The 17,822-nt window shown below is 60.5% G+C and carries 16 protein-coding genes; 4 read left to right on the forward strand and 12 right to left on the reverse strand.

All coding sequences use genetic code 11. From position 1 onward, the window contains the following. The 6 genes from FB009_RS07220 to FB009_RS07245 all read right to left on the reverse strand — a co-directional run bounded on the left by FB009_RS07220 (window position 1) and on the right by FB009_RS07245 (window position 5,134). A complete protein-coding gene (locus FB009_RS07220) occupies window positions 1-891 on the reverse strand; it encodes a branched-chain amino acid ABC transporter permease (protein ID WP_011970223.1) in 891 nt (296 codons plus the stop codon). Window positions 892-894: 3 nt separating this feature from the next. After that, complete coding sequence (locus FB009_RS07225; protein WP_011970224.1) at window positions 895-1,602, reverse strand: ABC transporter ATP-binding protein; 708 nt, start codon at window positions 1,600-1,602, stop codon at window positions 895-897. Beyond that, on the reverse strand, window positions 1,595-2,329 hold the full coding sequence (locus tag FB009_RS07230) for an ABC transporter ATP-binding protein (protein WP_011970225.1): 735 nt from the start codon (window positions 2,327-2,329) through the stop codon (window positions 1,595-1,597). The genes FB009_RS07225 and FB009_RS07230 overlap by 8 nt, the downstream gene beginning before the upstream one ends. Before the next feature lie 50 nt (window positions 2,330-2,379). Beyond that, window positions 2,380-3,552, reverse strand: a complete 1,173-nt coding sequence (locus FB009_RS07235) for an ABC transporter substrate-binding protein (protein ID WP_011970226.1) — start codon at window positions 3,550-3,552, stop codon at window positions 2,380-2,382. Between the two features lie 126 nt (window positions 3,553-3,678). After that, window positions 3,679-4,329, reverse strand: coding sequence for an isochorismatase family cysteine hydrolase (locus FB009_RS07240; protein ID WP_024311798.1), 651 nt, complete (start codon window positions 4,327-4,329; stop codon window positions 3,679-3,681). After that, window positions 4,319-5,134 (reverse strand): N-formylglutamate amidohydrolase, encoded by an 816-nt coding sequence (locus FB009_RS07245; protein ID WP_011970228.1) that lies wholly within the window; start codon window positions 5,132-5,134, stop codon window positions 4,319-4,321. Before FB009_RS07245 ends, FB009_RS07240 begins: the two co-directional genes overlap by 11 nt. Before the next feature lie 154 nt (window positions 5,135-5,288). On the opposite strand from FB009_RS07245, the gene FB009_RS07250 reads away from it, so the two are divergent. Together FB009_RS07250 and FB009_RS07255 are read left to right on the forward strand one after the other, a co-directional pair. After that, complete coding sequence (locus FB009_RS07250; RefSeq protein WP_011970229.1) at window positions 5,289-6,188, forward strand: MurR/RpiR family transcriptional regulator; 900 nt, start codon at window positions 5,289-5,291, stop codon at window positions 6,186-6,188. Beyond that, window positions 6,178-7,491, forward strand: a complete 1,314-nt coding sequence (locus tag FB009_RS07255; RefSeq protein WP_018210380.1) for a glutamine synthetase family protein — start codon at window positions 6,178-6,180, stop codon at window positions 7,489-7,491. The genes FB009_RS07250 and FB009_RS07255 overlap by 11 nt, the downstream gene beginning before the upstream one ends. A 66-nt stretch (window positions 7,492-7,557) precedes the next feature. On the opposite strand, the gene msrB is transcribed toward FB009_RS07255, so the two are convergent. Further along, window positions 7,558-8,001 carry a peptide-methionine (R)-S-oxide reductase MsrB gene (gene msrB / locus FB009_RS07260; protein WP_018010910.1) on the reverse strand — a complete coding sequence of 148 codons (444 nt, stop codon included), beginning with the start codon at window positions 7,999-8,001 and terminating at the stop codon, window positions 7,558-7,560. 172 nt (window positions 8,002-8,173) lie between these two features. On the opposite strand from msrB, the gene FB009_RS07265 reads away from it, so the two are divergent. Next, complete coding sequence (locus tag FB009_RS07265) at window positions 8,174-9,448, forward strand: cation:proton antiporter (RefSeq protein ID WP_011970232.1); 1,275 nt, start codon at window positions 8,174-8,176, stop codon at window positions 9,446-9,448. Between the two features lie 96 nt (window positions 9,449-9,544). Here the strand turns inward: FB009_RS07265 and FB009_RS07270 are convergent, their stop codons facing one another. From FB009_RS07270 to paoA, 5 genes are all read right to left on the reverse strand, one after another. Beyond that, on the reverse strand, window positions 9,545-10,282 hold the full coding sequence (locus FB009_RS07270) for an adenylate/guanylate cyclase domain-containing protein (RefSeq protein WP_011970233.1): 738 nt from the start codon (window positions 10,280-10,282) through the stop codon (window positions 9,545-9,547). A gap of 1,886 nt (window positions 10,283-12,168) precedes the next feature. After that, the gene (dinB, locus tag FB009_RS07285) at window positions 12,169-13,305 is read right to left on the reverse strand and encodes a DNA polymerase IV (protein ID WP_011970234.1); all 1,137 of its coding nucleotides are present in this window, start codon (window positions 13,303-13,305) and stop codon (window positions 12,169-12,171) included. A gap of 152 nt (window positions 13,306-13,457) precedes the next feature. After that, window positions 13,458-15,656: an aldehyde oxidoreductase molybdenum-binding subunit PaoC gene (gene paoC, locus FB009_RS07290; protein ID WP_127580492.1), complete on the reverse strand. Its 2,199-nt coding sequence runs from the start codon at window positions 15,654-15,656 to the stop codon at window positions 13,458-13,460. 4 nt (window positions 15,657-15,660) lie between these two features. Further along, entirely contained in the window at window positions 15,661-16,611 is a 951-nt protein-coding gene (locus tag FB009_RS07295) for an FAD binding domain-containing protein (protein ID WP_127580494.1), read from the reverse strand. Continuing rightward, entirely contained in the window at window positions 16,608-17,243 is a 636-nt protein-coding gene (paoA, locus tag FB009_RS07300; protein ID WP_102045161.1) for an aldehyde dehydrogenase iron-sulfur subunit PaoA, read from the reverse strand. The genes FB009_RS07295 and paoA overlap by 4 nt, the downstream gene beginning before the upstream one ends. A gap of 482 nt (window positions 17,244-17,725) precedes the next feature. Here paoA and FB009_RS33890 point away from each other — a divergent pair, with 482 nt between their 5' ends. Next, window positions 17,726-17,812: a potassium-transporting ATPase subunit F gene (locus tag FB009_RS33890; RefSeq protein ID WP_127580510.1), complete on the forward strand. Its 87-nt coding sequence runs from the start codon at window positions 17,726-17,728 to the stop codon at window positions 17,810-17,812. Window positions 17,813-17,822 lie beyond the last annotated feature (10 nt).

Genomic DNA, 17,822 nt, shown 5'->3' on the forward strand with positions numbered 1-17,822 from the left:
TCAGGTCCGCTGTCCGCTCGCCGGGCCCCTTATGAGCCCTTCCGGACGCCAGAGCAGGATCAGGATGACGAGGCTGAATGTGAAGGCGTCGCGGAACTTCAGCAGGTCCTGCGACAGGGTGTAGTTGAGCGTGGTATCGATCAGCGCCAGCAGGAAGCCGCCGACAACCGCGCCGGGCAGGCTGCGCATGCCGCCGATGACGGTGGCGATGAAGGCGACGAGCAAGGGTTCCAGCCCGACACCCGGAACGACGGTGCCGATGCGGCCGATCCAGAGAATGCCCACGACCCCGGCGAGAAAGCCGGAAAGCGCGAATGCAGACGAGATGATGAGGTTCGCCGGCACTCCCAGCATGCGCGCCATGGTGAAGTTCGTCGCCGCTGCGCGCATGGCGATGCCGAGCGTCGTCCTGCGCATCAGGAAGGCGACGCCGGCGAGAAGCAGGATGGAGGCCGCGATCGTGATCAGGTTGCGCACCGGTGTGATCGCGCCGCCGATCGAAACCGTCTGCGAGAAGATGTCCGGCAGCGGCACGTTGCGCGGACGCGGCGAGATGAAGAGCAGTGCCGCGTTCTGTAAAAGGTTGGAAAAGGCGAAGGAGGTTATCAGCACCGCCGTTACCGACTTGGCACGCACCGGGCGGAAAGCGACATAATCGGTGAGAATGCCGAAGACGATCGCCATACCCACGGCAAGCACCGCCATGACGATCCACGGCAAGCCAGAGCCGCTGGCGAGAAACATCGTGTAGCCTGCCACCATGATGAGTTCGCCATAGGCGAAATTCACGAGGCGCAGGATGCCGTAGATGATGACGAGGCCGAGCGCCATGAGCGCATAGGCGCCTCCGAGGCTCAGGACGTCGATGACGAACTGGATCGCGAAAGCCATGGATCAGCCTCCCAGATAATGCGCGCTAAGGTCGCTGGTCGAGCGAATCTCCTCAGCCGTGCCGGATGCGACGATGGCGCCGAGGCGCATGACGAAGGCGCGGTCGGCCACTGCAAGCGCCTGATTGACGTTCTGCTCCACGAGCAGGATGGTGAGACCGGATTTCTTCAGCGTCTCGATCATCTCGAAGATACGCTCGACGATGGATGGCGCGAGGCCGAGCGAGGGTTCGTCGAGGAGAAGGATCCGTGGCCGCGACATCAGAGCGCGCGCGATGACGAGCATCTGTTGCTCCCCGCCGGACAGCGTACCGGCCGGTTGGCTTGAGCGCTCGGCAAGGCGCGGGAAGAGCGCGTTCAGTTTTTCCAGGTTCTCACGGTTGCCGGCCGGGTCGCGGCGATGAATATAGGCGCCGAGCATGAGGTTCTCGGCAACGGTCAGATCCGGGAAGACGTCGCGCGTTTCCGGTACGGTGGCAAGGCCCGCGCGTACGACCTGTTCGGGACTGGCTGAAGTGATGGCCTTGCCTTCGAGCGTGATCGAGCCGCCGGAGGCTTTCAGCGCGCCGGCGATGCATTTGATCGTCGAGGATTTGCCAGCGCCGTTGGCACCGAGCAGGCTGACAAGCTCGCCCGCCCTGAGGGTGAAGCTGATGCCACGCACAGCTCGGATCGCGCCGTAGCTGACGGAGAGGTCGGCAATATCAAGCATGGGCCGCCCCCTTGCCGAGATAGGCTTCGATGACGGCCGGATGACTGCGGACGTGGGCAGCGTCGCCCTCGGCAATGGTGCGTCCGGAGGCAAGAACATGCAGTCTGTGGCAAAGGCGCATGATGAGGCCCATGTCATGGTCGATGATGAGAAGACCAAGGCCGCGTTTTCCAGGCAGCTCGGCGAGCGTGTGCAACAGGGCCTCCGTCTCCGCATCGTTCATGCCGGCGGCTGGCTCATCGAGCAGCAGAAACAGCGGTTCGGCGGCGAGCGCCCGCGCGATCTCCACGCGGCGCTTGTCGCCGTAACTGAGGTTCTCGCCAAGCTCGTCCGCCTTCGCGGCGAGGCCGAGTTCGTCCAGCAGATTTTGCGTGCGTTGTGCGGCAATCGTGCGGGATGCACCCTTTGCGAGGGCGGCGGCCTCGACATTTTCGAAGACCGTCATCGTGTTGAAGAGGCGTACGATCTGGAAGGAGCGGCTGACGCCCGCAAGCGCGACCTCGCGTGGCGAGAGGCCCGAGAGCGTGGTGCTGCCAGCCGTAATCGTGCCGCTCGCGAGCTTTACCTGGCCGGTGATGGCATTGATGAGCGTCGTCTTGCCGGACCCGTTTGGCCCGATGAGGCCGACGACCTCGCCGGTGGCAAGCGAAAGCGAGACATGGTCGAGGGCGCGGAGGCCGGTGAATTCCACCGACACGGCGTTTACCGCGAGACGCGTTTCAGACATGACTTTTCCGAGGTGATGGGGTCGGCCTTGCGGCCGACCCGAATGACCGATCAGGGCTTCGGCAAGGATTCCGGCTTGCGCCATCCGACGAAGCTCGGCTTTCCGGCCTTGAGCTCGATCACGGCCGCGGCCTTGTTCGGTACATGGCCTTCCTCGTTCGTGCCGTAGTCGAGATCGCCGGTCAACAGTTTGAACTGGCCATCCTCCAGTGCCTTGGCAAGCGCTGCGCCTTCGGTCGTCCCGGCCGCCTTGATTGCTTCCGCGAGCAGCATGATCGTGTCCCAGCCCGTCGAGACGAAGGATGTGTCCGGTGCCTTGCCGAACATCTCCGTATAGAGTTCGATGAATTTCGGCATCTCCGGGTGGGCTTCCGGGCCCATCCAGGTATGAGTAACGAAGTAGACGTGATTGCCGAATTGTTCGCCGAGTGCCTGGTGCATGGCCGGGTCGTCATAGGCGTCGCCGCCCAGAACCGGCGCATCGTAGCCGACTTCGCGAAGCGCGCGGATGATCACGCCGATGTCCGTTCCATAGGAGGAGACGAAGATCACGTCCGGCTTTTTGCCGAGCGCCTGGAGGCGGGCGAGCTGGGCGGAGAAATTGTTGTCGCCGTTGGTGTAGGTGTCTTCGAGGAGGATTTCGCCGCCATTGGCCTTGAACTGCTCCACGAAATATTTCGAGAGCGACTTGGTATAGGCGATGAACTGGTCGGTGACGACGTAAGCAGTCTTCCAGCCCTTTTCCTTCACGGCGAAATCGGCGGCCGTCGCGCCCATCGTGGTGTTCCACATGGAAAGCGTGAACTGCTTGTCACCGAGGGACCAGGAGGAATAGAGCGGGTCGGAGGCGCAGGTCGAAATACCGACGAGGCCGGCCGACTGCGCCTCGCGGCTTGCGGGCGAGCCGAAGTCGAAATCGCAAGGCGCCACGATGACCTGCGCACCCTTGTCGATCAATTCCACCGCGACGTTTCCGACTGTTACCGGATCCGATTTGCCATCGATGTTGATGAATTCGATCTGCTTGCCGAGGACGCCGCCATTGTCGTTGAGAAATTTTACGGCGACCTGCGCGCCGTTGTAGCCGGGCGTGTCGAGCGGCGCCTGGATGCCGGTCATCGAGAGTGCTCCGCCGATCACGATCTTGTCGTCGTCGGCAAAGGATGCGGAAGAGGCAAGCGCGATGCCTGCCGCAGCAAGAAACAGTTTGGAAGTCTTTATCATGGTCGTTCCCCTTATTGATGCCATCAGGCACAGTGATCGATTGTGCGACCCGCTCCTGTTACTTTCTTTTACGGATCGCTTCCCTATGCTCCTTTGTTTCGCTCCCGTCTTGCTGGCATGGCAGTCCTACTGTCCGATTTCCTGCAAGAGGTCGTCGGTCGATATCTGCCGGCAATAGCCCTGGATCGCGCGCAGAGAGGTGTTCTGGCGTTCCTCAGAATAGGTGCCGCAGGCATCCGGCACGAGTGTCACCAGATAGTTGAGGTCGCAGGCGTCACGCACTGCCGATTCCACGCACTGGTCCGTCACAAGGCCGCACAGCACGATCTGTTTGACGCCGAGGTTACGCAGCAAATAGTCGATATGGGTAGACACGAAGACACTCGAGGAGCTCTTCGGCAAGACGATCTCGTCCTCGAGCGGCTCGAGCTCGTCGATAACCTTGCCGTCCCATGAGCCCTTCGGGACATTGAAGCCGGTGATCTTGTAATCCAGGCTGCGGTCCCGTCCGTCCTTCGTCAGGCTTTCGATCGTCGTGTGCAGCACCTCTATGCCGGCCTTGCGGAAACCGGAGAGCAGGCGCTGCATGTTCGGGATCGCCACCTCGTGGATGCGCTTGAAATAATAGCCGTATTTGCCGGCGATATCGGCGTCGGAAACGTCCTTGAACTCGCCCCCTTCGCGGCGGACGGAAAAGTTCTGCACGTCGATGAACAGGATTGCGGAAGCGGCCGGATCGAGCGGTACGTCTCGGGTGGTCAGATGGTCAGCGGCCATCATGGGTTCCTTTGAGGCTTTCTGCTGCAAGGCGGAGGGGACCGGCCAGCCGGTCCGCCCATTCCTGTTGCCCGCGGGTGTCGGTGATGAGGTCGTTGCGCACTTCGAGAAGCACATGCGGGATGCCGCGCCGCTCGCCGTGTACGGGGATCGTGTAATCGGAGAAATCGTCCACGTGATAGGGCTCGTTGAGCCTGACGGTGACGTCCGGATTGGCGGCACGGAAGGCTGTTGCAAGCCGTTCGGCGAAGCGGGCATCGCGATTGAAGAGAAGGCCGAGTTCGAAGTTCCGCACGGCTCCGGTCGCGCGCATGACCGGCGTAAAGCTGTGTACCGAGACGAGGAAGAGCGGCTTGCCGCTCGCCTGCCGCGGATCGAGCGCGCCGGCAATCGCCTCGTGTAGCGGCTGATGGATCTCTACGAAGCGATTGCGGCGTTCACGATCGGAGAGTTCGGCATTGACCGGAACAGCGGTGCCGTCGCTCCGTTCGACGATGCAGTCCGCCGCTGCCAAGGGCCGGTTGCAGTCAATGACGAGGCGGCTGTAGCGCTGCAGGACAAGCGCCGCATCGAGCCGCTCGGAAATGCCGCGTGCAATACCCTCCGCGCCGACGTCGTAGGCGATGTGGCGGTCCATTTCCTCGGACGCGATCCCGAGATCGCCAAGCGCGGCAGGCACCGCCCGCCCCGCATGTTCGCAAGTGAGGAAGATCTCCGACCGGCCGGTGGAATTGACCCGCTCTACGGGATCGGGGTCGCCCGCCTGAAGCAATGTGGTCGTTTCGCGATCTGCGAGCCTGAGCATGAAGACTGTCCGTCGTGCGGTCTGGCGAGGTCGGCCGGTCGGGTTTCGGTGACAGGTAGTCAAAGAAATTTTTCAATCATAGTCAATCTGATTTTTCCATTTGACTAATTTTTTTCAGGCCACGAATATCGGTTTCGATAACGGGGAATACGAAATGAGCGATGGGAAATCGTCGACGATTCGCACGAGAATTCGTGAGGCGGCAGCGCAACTGACGGCCAGTGAACGGAAGATCGCCAATGCCATTCTCGCCGATTACCCCTTCACCGGCCTGGAAAACATACAGGAACTGGCCGCCAAGACCGGCGTCAGTGCGCCATCCATCACCCGCTTCGTCAACAAGATCGGCTGCGGCGGTTTCCAGGATCTGCAACGGCAGCTGATTGCCGAACTGAAGGAGGGGCGGCGCTCGCCTCTCGACCTCAAATCCAGTCAGAAGCCGGTCGGCCATTCGGATTTCCTGTCGGAATATGTGGCCCGCGTTTCGGCCGTCATGCGGGAAATGACAGGGATGGTTTCGCAGGCGCAATTCGACATTCTGGCCGAGCTTTTCGCGGATCCTTCGCGCAACATCTTTCTCCTGGGGGGGCGCGTCAGCGACAGTATCGCTTCCTTCCTGTCGATCCATCTGCGGCAGATCCGCAGCGGCATCTACCATATGGCCGACAATCCGGAGTTCTGGCCGGAGCATGTTCTGCGTATGCGCAGGAAGGATGTCGTATTGCTGATCGATTTCCGTCGCTACCAGCTCAGCCTTGCGCGCCTTGCGGCGAACATCGCTGAAAAGCGCGGCGCAACCATCGTCGTCGTCACCGACAAGTGGATGTCGCCGGCCGCGCGCAGCGCTGATCACATCGTCGCCCTGCCGATCGAAGCCGGCACGGCCTGGGACACGGTTGCCGCTGCCATGGCGCTCGTCGAGGCGCTGATCGTGCGCGTCTCGGAAGCCGATTGGGGGGCGACGCAGAAGCGTATCAAGGATTGGGACGGCATCCGCTTTGCTATGCCGGGCTATGATCAGGACAGGATCAACGGGGACGCAGATGAAACGTGAGGAAATGATGGTCGCCTGCTGCGGCGACCTTTCAGGCAAGGTGCGCGGCAAGGCCTTTCCACTGGCGCAAATGGAAAAGCGCTTGAAGCAGGGCGTCGGCTGGACGCCGACCAATGTTCAGATCACCTGCTTCGACGCCATCGCCGAAAGCCCCTTTGGCTCGCTCGGCGATCTCGTGCTCATTCCCGATCCATCGACCCGCGTCAGCATAGAAAGCGGGGAGGGCACGCCGAAGGAGAATTTTGTCCTCGGCAACATCCGCTATACCGACGGACGGCCCTGGGAGCTCTGCACGCGCTCGATCCTGGAGGCCGCCCTTGAGCGGCTGCACAGGGTGGCAGGTGTTACGCTCTATGGCGCCTTCGAGCATGAATTCCAACTCAGGCACCGCGTTTCGGACGTCGGCAAGGCTTTCACGCTCGGCGGCTTCCAGGAAGAGCGGCATTTCTGCGAGGCGATCATCGCCGCGATGCGCGAGGCGGGCGTGACGCCCGACACGATCCTCAAGGAATTCGGTGCCGGCCAGTTCGAGGTGACGATGGGGCCCCAGAAGGGCGTCACCATTGCCGACCATTCGCTGATCACCCGCGAACTCGTCGGCCTCGTTGCCCGCGAACTGTGCTACGAGCCGACCTTCACGCCGATCCGTGATCCGGCCGGCGTTGGCAACGGTGTGCATGTGCATATGAGCATGCTGGATTCGTCAGGCAATCCGGTCACCTACGACCCGAACGGCAAACACGAGCTCTCCGATGTCGCGGGAAAATTCGTCGCGGGCATTCTGAAATATCTCGACTCAATCGTCGCGATCACGGCGCCGAGCGTGGTCTCCTATCTGCGTCTCACGCCACATCGCTGGAGCGCAGCGTTCAACAATCTCGGTTTTCGCGACCGCGAGGCCTCGGTGCGGATCTGCCCCATCTCAGACATCAGCGACATCGCACGGGCTGCCCAGTTCAACTTCGAATTCCGCGCTGCCGATGCAACCGCCAACCCTCATCTTGCCCTGGCCGCCATCGTTCATGCCGGCGTGCAGGGCATCGAGGAAAGCCTGGCGGTTCCGGAGGCGACGCAGGAGGATTTGTCTCTCCTGAACCCGGAGGCGCTTTCCGAGCGCGGCTACGTCCGGTTGCCGCAGACGCTCGAGGCCGCCCTCCAGCGCTTCCAGGACAATGCGACCGTTTGCGGCTGGTTCCCCGAGGGCTTTGCCGACGTTTATCTCAAGCACAAGGAGGGCGAGATAGCTTATCTTGCGGGCAAGACGCAGACGGAGATCTGCAAGGCCTATGAAGGCGTCTACTGACCGGCGGACCGCCGCCCCTCACCCTTGCGGCCCGGACCTTGCCGGGCCCGGGCCGAGGATGGTCCTTCAGATATGCTCTACCTGGTCGATGAATGCGCCATAGCCTTCGGCCTCCATTTCCTCGCGCGGAATGAAGCGCAATGCGGCGGAATTGATGCAGTAACGCAACCCACCCCGGTCCTGGGGACCGTCTGGGAATACATGGCCAAGGTGACTGTCACCATGCGCGGAGCGTACTTCGGTGCGGATCATACCGTGCGAGCTATCCCGCAGCTCGTTGACATTCGCGGGTACGATCGGCTTGGTGAAGCTCGGCCAGCCGCAGCCGGATTCGAACTTGTCCGACGAGGCGAACAAGGGTTCGCCGGAAACGATGTCGACGTAGATACCCGGTCTCTTGTTGTCGTTATACTCCCCGGTGAATGGGCGTTCGGTGCCGTTCTCCTGGGTCACACGGTACTGTTCGGGCGTAAGCTTTCTGATCGCTTCGTCGGTCTTTGCGTAGGCCATTGCATGTCTCCTGCTTGGTTCGCTGCCCTTATATGGAGAAGAAAACGAGGATTCCCAATAAAGCAAGCGCATCGACGGTGACGCAATAAGGACCGATCCTCCGGCAGGCTCCGGAACTATTATGGGTGCAATTTCTTTCCTTGCGACACGGCATTCGACAAGAAGGTGGAAAATGGAGCATTACCATATCGCTCTTGGATTATTCGGGGCCGTGGTGCTGTTGACCGCCTGGATTCCCACCGCCTTTCGTCGACTACCACTTTCACTGCCAATCTTTTGCATCGTCATCGGCATGCTGGTCGGGCAAACCATCTTCAATCCAATCGCCCAATTGGATTCATTCAACAGCCGCCTTGTCATCGAACGCATGACGGAGTTCACCGTCATCGTCGCGCTCATGGGCGCGGGATTGAAGATTGACCGCCGCGTCGGCCTTCGCAGCTGGGCGCTCACCTGGAGACTTCTCGGTCTCGTAATGCCACTTGGGATAGTGGTGATTGCCCTCGGCGCCACCTGGATACTCGGGCTCGGGGCTGCTTCGGCCATTCTCCTCGCCGCTTGTCTTGCCCCGACAGATCCAGTGCTTGCCAGCGACGTCCAGGTGGGGCCGCCGGAGACCGGTACGGAAGACGAGGTCCGCTTCGCCCTTACATCCGAGGCAGGCTTGAACGACGGTCTCAGCTTCCCATTCGTGTATCTGGCAATCGCAATCGCGCTTGCACCCGAAGAGCCTGACTGGTTCTCACACTGGCTTCTCTTCGATGTGGTATGGCGGCTCCTGGCAGGCATCGCGATGGGGTGGATAATCGGTAAGTTGCTCGGACTTGCCACATTCCGACTCCCGAGAGAGGCCGCGCTCGTGCGGACCGGCGACGGCTTCGTGGCACTGGGCATCACCTGCATCGCCTACAGCCTTACCGAACTCGTCCACGGTTACGGCTTTTTGGCGGTCTTCGTCGCGGCCCTTTCTTTCCGCAGCATCGAACGGCACCACGAGTTCCACAAGGAGCTTCACGACTTCTCCGAGCAGATCGAAAGACTTCTGATGATGGTGCTTCTTGTCTGTTTCGGAGCGGCCGTCAGCGTCGGTCAGCTCATCGACGAACTCGACTGGCGCCTGGTTTCATTTGCGCTTTTCGTTCTGTTGATCGTCCGACCGGTTTTCGGTTGGGTATGCCTGCCCTCGATCCTTCCCAAAGGAGAGAGAGCCGCCATTGCCATTTTCGGGATCCGTGGGCTGGGCTCCATCTACTATCTCGCCTTCGCAACAGGGGCGGCCGATTTCGAGGGTGTGGGCACGCTCTGGTCGTCCGTGGCCCTGATCGTGCTGATATCCATCGTCACCCACGGACTGACCGTCACGCCGGCAATGCGCTGGCTCGACCGGCAGCGTAGAACCGCTCCTGCCGGTAAGCAAAGCGCAGTGGGGAATATACTTGCCAAGTAGCGGGTGAGCTTTCCAGGTCGAATCCACCAAGATCAACTGCCCACACACTTCTCCTCCTCTTCAGAGAGATATTGCGCAGCGCGCATGATGATGCTCTCAGATGGAGTAAAGCATGATTGGCTTCTCAAAGCCCTTTAGGCGGTATTCGCGACTTTCGCCTTCAGCCGTCTGGCCTAGCGCCCGCTCCCACACCGCTTTGGTCACGAGAATCCGACCTGCCTCAGCGGCGGACTGGGCGCGAGCGGCGGTGTTCACAACGGTCCCGATCGCAGTCAAATCCCGGTGCGACCGGCCGAACTCTCCGAAGCTGGCCTCACCGGTGTCGATGCCGATGCCGACGCCGAGTTCACTCCCGTCCAGGCTGGCACCTTCCGCCGCGCGAATGTCACGACGCGCTCGGCAGCGGCGCTGGATCTCCCGCGCGGCGAGCACGGCGCGCTCGGCATGGTTCGCGTGGGGGATCGGGAAATTGAAGATTGCCATGATTGCGTCCCCGACCGTCTTATTGAGAAGACCGTCGAACTCCCAAATGGCCGCCGCACATTCATCGTAGAAATCATCCAGCAACGATGAGACGGAATCGGCCGAAAGCGACTGCGAAAGTGACGTATAGCCTCGAAGATCGGCAAAAAGAACGGAAACGTCGACGGTGATCTTTCGAGCTTTCATCACGCGTGTGAACATGAGTTCGCAAATCGTGCAGGTATTCGGATTCATCCGGCTCGGGCGAATCCCAAACGCCCGGAAGGGAATGGAAGCCGGACCGCGCAGGGGTACCGGGACACGCATCTGCTCCCAGCACCCCTTGCAAATCCTGGATTGAGAATACGACATTTTGCGCTGCCCGTTCGCGTGATGTGCCGCGATCTTTGCATAAATGGGGGACAAAATCTCGAAAATCGCCGGTTAAGCTCCATCGAAAAACATGCAAAGTTGCTGTTGCGCGGGCACGACCTGCTACCCTTGGGACAGTTCTTCAGCTGTTGCAGCTATAGGTGCGTTCCACAACGCATTGTCGGCATATTTGAAAGCAAGTATGCTTATAACTGAGACGACTATGAATATTACGACGAGACGCATAAACAGTTTCCGTATTTATTTCCAAATAACTCTCTACAAGGCCGTGTTGTTCCCGGAGATCCGGAGTGACGGTGCTCGCCTTGGCAGCAATTCTTGGGTGAGCCTCGCGGGAGCAATCGATGCTCGCCCCCGCGGGTAGCGGACGCTTTCGCTTGTTCGGGAAAGCTGTGGCCGGGTCTATTACCGAGGCTAATCTTTTACCGAGGCTAATCTTTCCTCACCGGCCCTGTGTTTGCGCGACGGGCAGATAGACTTTGGATCCCGCTTGCTCGACACGGCTAGACGAGCCACCGACTAGCAGGTAGCCTGATATCGCGAGGACCGAGAGCAGCAATATGCTAACCGGTAGTCCCGTTGAAGCATGGTATTCCGGTTCTTGATAACTTCGTCCATTCATTCGAACGCACTCCACTTCAGACAAAGTGAGAACGAGCGACCGATGCAGCGGTTCCTGAATCGGTTGTTGAACCTGGGTAACAATCTTAGAGGCGTTGTAACGAGCTGATATCATACCACGCTGTTGCGGCCATGAAGAAGGAATTGGCTGGATGGCGCTCCGCCATGTTCACGGACCGTTCCTAGTTATTTCAGGCGTAGTCCAAGCAAGGACCGGGCAAACACACGAGTGCCCGGCGGCCAGTCGTGAATGCTCGCTAGCGCCTCAACGGCTCGTCGCGTGACAGTTTTTAGTTGCCGTGCCTCTGGCTCTCTGGGGAACATGCGTCTTCCAGGCAGGCGCACGAGTTCTCTTGGCCCCAGTGCTTAATCAAAACAGGTCGTAAAGGGTGAGAAACACAATCATTCCGATGCAGAGTGCCGGCGTTGATTTGATCGCAAAATCGATTGCGTTGAATTGATATCCGAAGCTTTCAACATAAGACTTCACTTTGGCATCTCCCGGTGAGTTGATCAGGATCCTGAATGGCATATCAAACGGCCGTTCGCCTGTATTGGAAGCGCGTCTGGCGATATGCGCGCAGCGCCCGCGGCATCACTGCCCTACGAGAATGTAGCAAGCTATTCTCCGTGCCCATGCAGAGCTTCGCATGAGAAGTTTATCGATGGCCGGAGAGTTGAAGGCAGGGGCTTGGATCCAATCCTTTGCAGCGCTTAAATTAAGATATGCGCCATAAATGCGGCGAAACCAAGATTTATCCGCGTATCGTCTAGAAAAACTGAGGCTGGGTTCAGGTCGTCGCCTAATCCCTTGGATGTCCTGCTGTATGATATTCTTCGTTATCCGCAAAGGAGCCGTCGAAACGTGATTTGTAATTCGGTTTTACTTTGCGGATGCGGCGGACCTCGAAATCCTGGCATATTGGATTCCGGAAGACGCTGTTGCAAAAACTCCGCTTCGCCCATGGCGCATGGCTGGGTTGCGAATTCAGCGCTACGATCCAGACGGGAAAAATGTATAGTCAACTCATCGAAGCGATGCACCTCCTCCCGCAGAGCTTCGATATGTGGGCGACCTTCCTCCTCCTGGGTTCTTCGCTCACGAGATCAGCGCCACTCCTCCTCCCGGGCTGCTGATCGGTTCTTTCGGAAAGCCTGCCGCACCTCCTCCCGCGGCGGGCTTTTTCGTATCTTGTCGAGCAATCTGCCTTGGCGCGGATTAGGAAAGTGTCCGTGGTTCTCCGCTAAAGCGCCAGTGCGAGCTGCGGTGCGCTCCCATGGTCGACCGCCCGCAGAGATGAGAGCGTCACCCCAAGCAATCTGATGCCTTTAGCGGCGGGAAAGATCGATGACAGCAGCAGATCCACGATCTGCGCCATTTCTGCCGCGCTCGCCACCGGCGCGGGGAGGGTCTTGCTCCTGGTGATCTGCGTGAAGTCCGACCACTTCACCTTCAGCGTCACGGTCTTGCCGCGAATGCTGCCGGCCTCGCAATAGTGCCACACCTTGTCCATCAGAGGCCTGAGGCCTTCTCGGGCCGTCTCGAGATCGTGGATATCCTCCCGAAACGTGTCCTCGGCCCCGACCGATTTCCGGATGCGGTCCGGCTTCACTTCCCGCCCGTCGATACCGCGGGCGATCCAGTAGAAATACGGCCCTGACTTGCCGAAGTGCTGCTGCAGGAAAGCGAGATCACGAGCCTTGAGATCGGCCCCTGTTTCAATCCCAAGCCTCTTCATCTTCTCCGCCGTCGCCGGTCCGACGCCATGAAACTTCTTGACGGGAAGCATCTGGACGAACTCAGGGCCGTGCTTCGGCGTGATGACGAACAGCCCATCGGGCTTGCGCTGGTCGGACGCTATTTTCGCGAGAAATTTGTTGTAGGAGACGCCGGCGGATGCGGTAAGGCCCGTTTCGGCCCTGATCCTTGCGCGGATCTCTTCGGCGATCTCGGTTGCGAGTTCCATGCCTTTCAGGTTCTCGGTGACGTCGAGATAGGCCTCGTCGAGCGACAAGGGCTCGATCAACGGCGTATATTCAGCAAAGATCGCATGAATCTGCCGCGAGACGGCGCGGTAGACCTCGAAGCGGTGGGGCACGAAAATCAAATCGGGACATTTGCGCTTTGCCGTAACCGAAGGCATGGCCGAATGGACGCCGAACTTGCGAGCCTCGTAGCTGGCGGCCGCGACCACGCCGCGCGCTGCCGGATAGCCGACCGCGACCGGTTTGCCCCGAAGCTCGGGATTGTCGCGCTGCTCGACAGAGGCATAAAATGCATCCATGTCGATATGAATGATTTTGCGCACGCCGCCGCCAGGGGAGGGGACAATGACCGCTCCGCTTCCCTCATTGTCTTCCGGCTCTCGTCCCGCTCGCATCCATTTCCTTATCGTTCAGTCGCCGTCTGTTCTATCCGAAGCTCCACCGATTTATAGAGCAAACCGCTTTTCTCTGAATCGCGAAATTACTCTAACCTTTTGTTTGTACGCGATTCCGGGCGGAAAGCCGCTGCGCACTTTCTTGGAACGCACTAACTGATTTCCGGAAGCTCTTTGATCAGCTTGTCGAGCGTGATTGGATAATTTCTCACCCTTATGGCGGTCGCGTTATAGATGGCGTTCGCTACAGCTGCGGCGACACCGCAGATGCCGAGCTCCGCGACGCCCTTCGCCTTCATCGGCGAGGACATCGGATCGGTCTCGTCGAGGAAGACAACGTCCTGGTGCGGTATATCGGCGTGGACTGGCACTTCGTAAGCGGCAAGGTCGTGGTTGACGAAGAAGCCGCGCTCCTTATCGACGACCAGCTCCTCCGACAAGGCACCGCCAACGCCCATCGTCATCGCGCCGATCACCTGACTGCGCGCAGTAATTGGATTGAGGATCCGGCCGGCGGCGCAGACTGCCAGCATCCGCCGGATCCGGGTCTCTCCTGTCGCTACGTCCACGCCGACCTCGACAAAATGCGCGCCGAAGGTGGACTGCTGATGGGTTTTGGTGAGATCGCCGAACTCGATCCGGTCCTCCGCCACGAGCGCCTCATCGGCTACGGCCTGCGCCAGCGGCATGCGGCGATCTCCCGATCGGACTTCACTCTCTGCGAAGATGAGATCTTCGGCGCTGTTGAAGCTTAGCTTTTGCGCCACTGCTTCGCGTAGCTTGACGCAAGCGGCGTATACGCCTGCCGTGGAGCAGTTCCCCCCGAACTGCCCGCCCGAACCCGAGGAGACCGGGAAGCGCGAGTCTCCCAGGCTGACGGCGACCTTTTCGATCGGAACGCCTAGCATTTCTGCAGCGGTCTGGGCGATAATCGTGTAGCTGCCCGTGCCGATATCGGTCATGTCGGTTTCGACCGTGACGATGCCCTCGCGGTCGAGCCGGATGCGGGCTGCCGAGGGCAGCACAAGATTGTTGCGGAACGCGGCGGCCACTCCCATACCGACAAGCCAGTCTCCTTCCCGACGAGCCCCGGCTTTCTTGCTCCGTTCCCGCCAGCCGAAGCGCTCCGCTCCGGTGCGCAGGCAACCGATGAGATTGCGGTGCGAAAAAGGTCTTTCCGGATTCTCCGGATCGACCTGAGTATCGTTGATGATACGGAATTCGACGGGATCGAGACCGAGCTTTTCGGCCATCTCGTCGATCGCGATCTCCAGCGCCATCATGCCCGGGGCTTCGCCCGGTGCGCGCATCGCATTTCCTTCGGGAAGATCGAGTGTTGCAAGCCGCATGGCCGTCATCCGGTTCTCGCCGGCGTAAAGCAGCCGCGTCTGCTGAACGGCCACTTCGGGTCCTCCGCCCGGGAGGTCCCCGGACCAGCTTTCATGACCGATCGCAGTGATTTTGCCATCGCGACCTGCGCCAATGCGGATTCTCTGGATCGTCGCCGGCCGGTGCGTCGTGTTGTTCATCAGGAAGGGGCGGGGCAGGGCGACCTTCACGGGGCGCCCGGCTTCGCGGGCGGAGAGCGCGGCAAGCACCGCATCTGCGCGCAGGAACAGCTTGACTCCGAAACCACCGCCCACGAAGGGCGACATGGTATGGACTTTCTCCTTGTCGATTCCGAGCGTCGTCGCGAGATCGGTCCGCCACCAGTCGATCATCTGGCTCGACGTCCAGACAGTCAGGTCATCGCCATTCCAGGCGGCGATGGAGGCGTGCGGCTCCATCATCGCATGCGACTGATCCGGGGTCGTATAGATCTGGTCGAGCTTAACGGGCGCTGCCTCGAAGCCGGCATCGAAGTCGCCCGCTCCGGAGGCACCCCCTCCTTCCGGCTCGACGGCGCTGTCCTTTGCCGCCGCCAGGTCGAATGCGCCCTTTTCCTCGGTATAATCGACCTTGACCAGCGCGGCGGCCGCGCGAGCCTCCTCGAATGTTTCCGCGACCACGACGGCGATCGCCTGGTGATAGTGCTGAATCTCCATGCCGCCGAAGAGCTTGGCCGTGTTGTATTTTCCTTTCTTCAGTTCCCCCACCGCTTCTGTCGTTACGACCGCGATCACGCCGGGGGCCTTCTTCGCGGCGGCGGTATCCATGGACCTGATCCGGCCCTTGGCGATTGCCGAGCCGACCACATAGCCATAGGCATAGCGGGTATTCCGATCGTGCCACTCATAGGCATAGACGGCTTTGCCGGTGGTCTTGAGCGGACCGTCGATGCGGTGGATGGGCTTGCCGACGACCTTGCCCTGGTCGATCGGGTTCGTCGTGGCTGGTGTGTCGAATCTCATCGTCTCATCCCCTCGCTTCGGAAAGAACGGCGCTCAAAGCGCGTTCGACAAGCGTGAGCTTGAAGGCATTGTCGTCTGTCGGGCGGGCTCCTTCGAGAAGCTTGGCGGCGGCCGCCTTTGCTCCGTTAGGCAGCTCCGCGTCGGCGGCTTCTTTGCGCCAGGGTTTCGGCGCGATGCCGCCAATTGCGACGCGGCCGGTCCCGTCCGGCTGCACCACGGCACCGACGGCGACGAGTGCAAAGGCATAGGAGGCACGGTCGCGCACCTTGCGATAAATCTGTTTGCCGCCAGCCGGCTTCGGCAGGATGACCGCCGTGATCAGTTCGCCCTGCTCGAGGACATGCTCGATATGGGGCGTGTCGCCGGGCAGGCGGTGGAGATCCGCAATCGGGATGCTGCGCGTCGTGCCATCGGCTCGCACTGTCTCCACGACAGCGTCGAGGGCGCGCATGGCGACAGCCATGTCGCTCGGATGACTGGCGATGCAGGCATCGCTGACGCCAACCACGGCAAGCGGGCGGCTGAAGCCGGCGAGCGCCGAACAGCCGCTTCCCGGTAGCCTTTTGTTGCAGGGCTGATTGGTGTCGTAGAAATACGGACAGCGCGTACGTTGAAGCAGGTTGCCGGCGGTTGTCGCCCTGTTGCGCAACTGCCCCGATGCTCCCGCAAGCAGGGCGCGCGACAGTAGAGCGTAGTCGCGGCGGACCCGTTCGTCGGCAGCAAGATCGGTGTTGCGAACGAGCGCGCCGATACGCAGGCCGCCTTCCGGTGTCGCTTCGATCCGGTCCAGGCCGAGCCGGTTGACGTCGATCAGATGGGTCGGCCTCTCGATCTCCAGCTTCATCAGATCCAGGAGATTGGTACCGCCGGCGATGAATTTCGCGCCATCCATGCCGGCTGCGGCTTGCGCCGCTGCTTCGATCGAGGCGGGGCGCTCATAGCTGAAAGCTCTCATGCCTTCCTCCCTGCGACTTCGGTAATCGCTTCCACGATGTTCGAATAGGCGCCGCAGCGACAGATATTGCCGCTCATGCGCTCCCGGATTTCGTCAGACGTAATTTCCGCCGGCGCCGTAAGATCCCTGGTCACATGGCTTGGAATATTGGCGCGGATTTCTTCCAGCATGGCAACGGACGAACAGATCTGGCCGGGCGTACAGTAGCCGCATTGGAATCCGTCGTGCTTGACGAAGGCGGCCTGCATCGGATGGAGGTTTTCCGGCTGCCCCAAGCCTTCGAGCGTGGTGATGCTGTCGCCCTCGTGCATGACGGCGAGCGTCAGGCAAGCATTGGCGCGGCGGCCGTCGATGAGGACGGTACAGGCGCCGCACTGGCCGTGGTCGCATCCCTTCTTCGTGCCGGTCAGATGCAGATGCTCGCGTAGCGCATCGAGAAGGCTCGTGCGGTTGTCGAGGCGAAGCTCCCGGCTTTCACCGTTCACCTTGAAAGTGACCTTCGTGCTCTGAGATTCGGTTGTCGCTTTGGTCTGCGCGTGACTGAGCGAGTGCGCGCTCACGACAGTGACGGTAGCGGCCGAGGCGGCGAGCAGGTCGCGCCGCGAGATTTCGATTGCGCCAGGACTTTGCATATCGAACTCCATGTCTTGAAACGTTCGCGGCGGGGACTGCCGAAAGGGCCGCAAACATGAAAACAACGGATGCGGAAAAATGATCCCGCCCATTTCGCCCACAAGCAGCTAGGGCCCTCGACGGACAAAGCTAGGCGGGATGCCGAAAACGATGTGCCGTTTTCCGCCTGCATCCCGCTCTAACGTGTTGAAATCGCCTGCGATGTTTTTGACGCGATCCGATCTAAAATCATTGTGATCGCGTAGCTCGATCGGTACGCCGTGTGCCGCAGCTTCTGCCGGATCCCGGCTCTTTATCTTTTCTTTATGCGGCCGCCCAATCATCCCAATCGAAAATTGATCCCCTGGGCGCGCATTCTCCGTATGACAGAAACGTCAGGAGAATGCCCATGTCCGATGCCCTTTTCCTTGCTGCCGCCATCGGTGGCTTTGTGGTGCTTGCGCGTTACGCGCGCATCCTCGGCCGGCTTTAGGACGAACCGATGATCGATGCCCTTATCGGCCTGTTCGTCGCCGCCGCGCTCACTGCCTACCTCGTCGTGACGCTGGTCCGACCGGAACGGTTCTGAGCTGCCCTGT

It is taken from the genome of Sinorhizobium medicae, from assembly GCF_007827695.1.
GTDB lineage: Bacteria > Pseudomonadota > Alphaproteobacteria > Rhizobiales > Rhizobiaceae > Sinorhizobium > Sinorhizobium medicae.